Origin of the sequence: Xenorhabdus vietnamensis (assembly GCF_002127535.1) — a bacterium.
GTDB lineage: Bacteria > Pseudomonadota > Gammaproteobacteria > Enterobacterales > Enterobacteriaceae > Xenorhabdus > Xenorhabdus vietnamensis.
Window position 1 is genome coordinate 52526 of the sequence record NZ_MUBJ01000018.1, and the last position, 6298, is coordinate 58823.

Consider the following 6298-nt stretch of genomic DNA (forward strand, 5'->3'; position numbering starts at 1 on the left):
GACAACAATGGATACTTGGGTATATCTGAGCCAGGGTTTTGAAGTCGCATTAGTGCCCAAAAACTTGTTCATTGCGCTAATTGGTTGTTTTATCGGTACTGTTGTTGGATTATTGCCCGGCCTTGGCCCCATAAATGGGGTGGCGATCTTGCTACCTCTGGCTTTTGCACTAAAATTGCCTGCCGAATCTGCCTTAATATTACTGGCAACCGTTTACATTGGTTGCGAATATGGGGGCCGAATATCTTCAATCTTACTGAATGTACCAGGAGATGCGGCCGCTATCATGACAGCCCTTGACGGCTATCCAATGGCAAAACAGGGACGAGCAGGGGTAGCCCTCTCTATCTCCGCCGTCAGTTCATTTTGTGGTTCACTTTTGGCCATTATTGGAATTATTTTGTTTGCCCCCCTTCTTGCACAATGGTCTTTGGCATTTGGGCCTGCTGAGTATTTTGCATTGATGGTTTTTGCTATCGCCTGTCTCGGCAGCATGATGAGCCAGAATCCCGTAAAATCACTATTTGCAGCCTTAATTGGCCTAGGCTTGGCAACTGTAGGTGTAGATTCCAATACAGGTGTTTATCGTTTCACCTTTAATAACGTACACCTCTCCGATGGCATTCAATTTATCGTTGTCGTTATCGGGCTGTTTTCAGTCAGTGAAATATTATTAATGCTGGAAAGTACTTCAGCAGGTCAAAAAGTAATTAAAAAAACAGGACGCTTACTATTCAATAGAAAAGAAGCGGCAACTTGTGTGGGGCCAACCTTACGTTCTTCACTCATTGGGTTTTTCGTAGGGATATTACCCGGTGCGGGCGCTACAATTGCCAGCGCAATCACATATATGACAGAAAAACGAATCAGTGGTAACAGTGATTCATTTGGCAAAGGTGATATCCGAGGTGTAGCTGCGCCAGAAGCCGCTAATAACGCGTCAGCTTGTGGTTCATTCATTCCCATGCTGACTCTCGGTGTACCCGGCTCAGGTACAACAGCAGTAATGATAGGAGCTTTGACGCTTTATAACATCACTCCCGGTCCCACTATGTTCACAGAACAACCTGATATCGTCTGGGGGCTTATTGCTGCTTTATTGATCGCCAATGTATTATTATTGATTATGAATATCCCGATGATTGGGTTATTCACGCGTATGCTGCATATTCCAACGTGGTTTCTGGTTCCTTCAATCGCCATCATTTCCGCAGTCGGAGTATATGCCGTCCACAGTACCACGTTTGATCTTATGTTGATGGTTGGATTAGGCGTTTTCGGTTACATACTCCGAAAAATGAATTTTCCGATGTCACCACTGATTTTAGGCTTTGTCTTAGGTGAAATGCTGGAACAAAACCTAAGACGGGCATTATCAATCAGCAATGGAGATTTTGAGATCCTGTGGAGTAGTAATATTGCTCAAATTTTGCTGGTTCTGGCGGTAATGGTGATTGTTATCCCACCGGTTTTACGCATCATTAAGAAACATCGCAATAATGTCATGACACCCTAATTAAAATAGCCAATCCACATAATCAATGGATTGGCTTTCATTACAATTAATAAATTTTTCAGTACATAAAAATCAGTTTGAATACTTGCGCATCACTAGGGATGCATTTGTACCACCGAACCCGAAGCTATTGGACATTACTGTTCTTAGCTCGCGTTCGGTTGGTTCAGTGATAATATCCATGCCCTGTGCTTTTTCATCCAAGTTTTCAATATTGATGCTTGGTGCAATAATTCCATGCTCCAACATCAATAAACTGTAAATCGCTTCATGGGCACCCGCTGCACCCAATGAATGTCCTGTCATCGCTTTAGTGGCAGAAATGGCAGGTGTATTGTCGCCAAAAACTTCTCTAATGGCTTCCAGTTCTTTCAAATCACCAATTGGTGTCGAAGTTCCATGGGTATTGATGTAATCGACTCCACCTTCAATACCATCTAAGGCCATCTTCATACAACGCACAGCACCTTCCCCAGAAGGAGCGACCATATCTGCACCATCTGAATTTGCCCCATAGCCAACAATCTCAGCATAAATATGCGCGCCACGTGCCAATGCATGCTCTAACTCTTCAACAACAACAATACCGCCACCGCCAGCGATCACAAAACCATCGCGATCTTGATCATAAGTACGGGAGGCTTGTTCTGGTGTTTCATTATATTTAGTAGAAAGTGCTCCCATTGCATCAAATTCACAAGCCATTTCCCAGCTTAATTCTTCACCACCTCCAGCAAAAATGACATCTTGCTTGCCAAGCTGAATTAATTCAACGGCATGACCGATACAGTGTGCAGAAGTTGAGCAGGCAGAACTGATGGAGTAGTTGACTCCCTTGATTTTAAATGGTGTTGCTAAACAAGCTGATACGCCAGAAGCCATTGCACGCGTGACCATATAAGGGCCAACGCCACGCAATCCACGAGCACGCATACCATCTGAGCCAGCGACTTGGTTATAAGGAGAACCGCCTCCTGATCCAACAACTAAGCCAGTGCGGAAGTTAGAAACTTGTTCATCGGACAGGCCTGAATCTTTGATCGCCTCATCCATTGCCAGATAAGCATAAATAGATGCATCACTCATGAAACGTAGGGTTTTGCGGTCAATCAAACCGGTAGTATCCAGCTTTACATTTCCCCAAACATGGCTGCGCATTCCTATTTCTTTAAATTTTTCTGAGAAAGTTATCCCGGAACGGCCCTCTTTCAGAGATTCCAGCACCTCTTTCTGGTTATTACCAATACTGGAAACAATACCCAGACCAGTGATTACTGCACGTTTCATTGCTTACCTCATCAATATGTTTGCCTGCGGGATTTATTTATCCGCACTTTAGCGTACACTTGTACGCTGAACAAGTCCGATCAGGTTAAAAATTCACGAAAAAATTGATCTGGACTCAATTCTGAAGCCCTATCATAGGTGGTACAAACAAATGAAGACCATTAAAATCCTCATATTATTGTTATCAACAGTACAGGCATTATTGTGAAAAACCGTACTATCAACAGCGCAACTTTAAGCTGGAATGAGCAGGGCACCCCCATTTCAGAGCAGTTTGATGATGTTTATTTTTCAAATCAAGATGGTTTAGAAGAAACTTTATATGTATTTTTGAAAGGTAATCATTTTCCTCAACGCTTTAATACACACTCTCGTTCAGAGTGTGTTATTGCAGAAACAGGATTCGGTACTGGATTGAATTTTTTGACACTTTGTCGATCTTTTTCACATTTTAGGCAACAACACCCTGAAGCTGCATTAAAACGACTCCATTATATCAGTTTTGAAAAATATCCATTAAAACCAGATGACCTGAAAACAGCACACCAACGCTGGCCTGAACTTAAAGAGTTTTCTGCACAATTATGCCAACAATGGCCTTTGGCATTAGCTGGCTGTCATAGATTGATTCTGGCTAATGGAGCTATCACTCTGGATCTTTGGTTTGGAGATGTAAATGATTTATTACCGAAGATAAGTTCAAACCTGACAGGCAAAGTTGATGCCTGGTTTTTAGATGGTTTTGCTCCTTCCAAAAATCCACAGATGTGGAGTGAACAGTTGTTCGCTGCAATGGCAAAATTTTGCCGCCCTGAAGGTACATTTGCAACATTCACATCTGCTGGTATAGTCCGTCGGGGATTACAGGAAGCAGGCTTCAATGTCACCAAAATCAAAGGATTCGGGCGTAAAAGGGAGATGCTGACTGGTATCTTATCTCCATTAAATGACCCAACTCCCTTAACCGACACACCATGGTTTTCTCGCAAAGCTGCTCTTCATACCGATGATATTGCAATTATTGGCGGCGGTGTTGCCAGCGCACTGACCGCACTTGCTCTATTACGCCGCGGTGCCAAAGTCACGCTATATTGTCAGGATGATCAGCCAGCTCAGAATGCATCAGGCAATCAACAAGGAGCCATTTATCCCTTATTGAATGGAAATGATGATCCACTAGAACGTTTTTTTACATCAGCATTTACTTTTGCTCGCCGTCAGTATGAGCAATTAATTGACGAAAATGTATTGTTTGATTATCAATGGTGTGGTGTCAGCCAGTTGGCTTATGATGAAAAAAGTGCGAGTAAAATTAGCAAAATGCTACGAACAGCATGGCCAGAAGAAATCGCACTTGGTATGAATCGCAACCAATTAAGCCACGTAAGTGGATTAGATGTGAATTATGATGGTATTCACTATCCACAAGGAGGGTGGTTATACCCAGCACAACTCACCCAAGCAGTAATTAAACTTGCTGAACAGCGTGGAATGCAGATTTATTTTAATCATAAAGTAACGCAACTCATTCAAAGTGAAAGCGGCTGGCAGTTACAAATTGAAGACAAGGAAAACCTACAGTGCAAAAATCACAATGTTGTCATTATTGCCAATGGTCACTGCCTGCCACAATTTGAACAAACTAAAAAACTTCCTGTTACCTCTGTCCGGGGTCAGGTGAGTCATATTCCAACCACAAATAGCCTGCGCCAATTGAAAAGCGTGCTGTGTTACGATGGCTATATGACACCCGTTAATCCTCATACTCAATATCACTGTATCGGCGCCAGTTATCAGCGCAATCAGTTGGATACACAATATTCTTCTATCGAACAACAAGAAAACCGTGAGCGTTTACTAAAATGTTTTCCTGATGTTGACTGGACACAGGAAGTTGATATTTCAGAAGAAAAATCCCGTCAGGGTATACGGTGTGTCATTCGGGATCATATGCCAATGGTTGGGAACGTTCCTGTTTTCAGTGAACTTATGGATAAATATGCAAACTTATCTCAGCAAATAAATGCTAATAAGGTTATTGAAAAATCTCCTTGTTATTCTGGTTTATTTGTTCTTGGTGCATTAGGTTCGCGGGGCTTATGTTCCGCCCCCTTAAGTGCAGAATTACTGGCTAGTCAGATTTTTGGAGAAGCCCTGCCACTTGATGATGAGACATTAGCGGCTTTACATCCAAACCGCTTTTGGGTCAGGAAACTATTACGCGGAAAAACAGTAAAAGCAGAAAGACCTTAAAATAGTCGATTCTTTGACACCAGATATGGAAAAAATCATATCTGGTGTCAATTCTAATCTCTTCATTCTTTTCAAAACTGGAACCATATTCAAGCTCACGATCTTATTCAGATACAGTGGGTCTAGTAAGCAAAAGTTTCATTGCACAACGTTGTCCTTCAGCAAATCCATAATCGATTTCACGTTGTAATATTTGGCGTAATGACTCAGTCAATTGCTGAGAATATAAGATCTCAAATCCCAATTTGTGATAGAAAGGAGCATTCCAGTTAACATAACGAAAAGTTGTCAATGTAACAGCGTTAAGATGGTTCTGTTCTGCAACCATAATTACCTTATCAATCAATGCCTTTCCGATACCATTTCTTTGCCAATCTTCATGCACAGAAAGCTCCATAATATGTAATCCGCCATTCAACGGCTTAGCCAAAATAAAACCAATAGGCTGAGAAATCACATTAAGGGCAACCCAACTATTACCTTGCTCAATATACTCCAAATGCTGCTGTTCCGTTTGTACATGCCCATCGGCTACCCAAGCCAATTCAGGTATAAATCTAAATAATTTCGCAGCAGAATGTTCTATTGCGGGTAATTGGGTTATATCTGATTTTTGTGTTAAACGAATGGAAAACATAGCTTATCTTAAGCACCTTTCAATTTTATTCAATTCATTAATAACAAAAAATATATTTTAAAAATAGGCCTACAGAAGTTAAATTTTTCTACATTAATGAGAATTTAATAACATAAACCTCATTGCAGCAATAATTATACCGGATAGACCAAACATTATTGTTATCATCCATTTAGTTTGGGAGAATATTTTATCAGACATACTTTCATGTATAGATGATATTCTCTGATGTATAGATAAAATATCTTTCTTTATTGAAACTATATCTTTCTTCATTGAAGCTATATCCTCGTGCACAGATGACATTTCACTACTCAATAATGACATATCACTTCGAACTGAAGCTATCTCCTTATGAATCAGTAAATTAACCCCCTCAATGTCGGCCTTTGTCGCATAATTTGACTTTATAACGGCAATATCCGTTTTTACTTGTGCAACATCTGATTCCAGGTTTTCAACTCTTTTTTCCAATGTTGTACTCATTTCTTTTTTCCCAGAATATCGGTCATGATTCCAATTTATTGATAATGATGAATGTTCAGATAATATCCAATGACTCGGTCATGCATTTCCACGGATTTTGAAAAAGACAACGTTTTACG

At 40.8% G+C, this 6298-nt stretch carries 6 protein-coding genes; 2 read left to right on the top strand and 4 right to left on the bottom strand.

Annotated features, from left to right (window positions below; genetic code table 11):
* The first annotated feature begins 7 nt into the window (after window positions 1-7).
* The gene (locus Xvie_RS25150; protein ID WP_086108316.1) at window positions 8-1516 is read left to right on the top strand and encodes a tripartite tricarboxylate transporter permease; all 1509 of its coding nucleotides are present in this window, start codon (window positions 8-10) and stop codon (window positions 1514-1516) included.
* A gap of 72 nt (window positions 1517-1588) precedes the next feature.
* Here the strand turns inward: Xvie_RS25150 and fabB are convergent, their stop codons facing one another.
* Window positions 1589-2803, bottom strand: coding sequence for a beta-ketoacyl-ACP synthase I (fabB, locus tag Xvie_RS25145; RefSeq protein WP_086108315.1), 1215 nt, complete (start codon window positions 2801-2803; stop codon window positions 1589-1591).
* Window positions 2804-3007: 204 nt separating this feature from the next.
* Here fabB and mnmC point away from each other — a divergent pair, with 204 nt between their 5' ends.
* A complete protein-coding gene (mnmC, locus tag Xvie_RS25140) occupies window positions 3008-5056 on the top strand; it encodes a bifunctional tRNA (5-methylaminomethyl-2-thiouridine)(34)-methyltransferase MnmC2/FAD-dependent 5-carboxymethylaminomethyl-2-thiouridine(34) oxidoreductase MnmC1 (protein ID WP_086108314.1) in 2049 nt (682 codons plus the stop codon).
* A 103-nt stretch (window positions 5057-5159) separates the two neighbouring features.
* Here mnmC and Xvie_RS25135 read toward each other — a convergent pair whose 3' ends face one another.
* The 3 genes from Xvie_RS25135 to Xvie_RS25125 form a co-directional block, all read right to left on the bottom strand.
* On the bottom strand, window positions 5160-5693 hold the full coding sequence (locus Xvie_RS25135; RefSeq protein WP_086108313.1) for a GNAT family N-acetyltransferase: 534 nt from the start codon (window positions 5691-5693) through the stop codon (window positions 5160-5162).
* 93 nt (window positions 5694-5786) lie between these two features.
* Complete coding sequence (locus Xvie_RS25130; protein ID WP_086108312.1) at window positions 5787-6179, bottom strand: hypothetical protein; 393 nt, start codon at window positions 6177-6179, stop codon at window positions 5787-5789.
* 35 nt (window positions 6180-6214) lie between these two features.
* Window positions 6215-6298, bottom strand: an 84-nt coding sequence (locus tag Xvie_RS25125; RefSeq protein ID WP_244175492.1) for an IS1 family transposase, incomplete at its 5' end; no start/stop codon positions are given.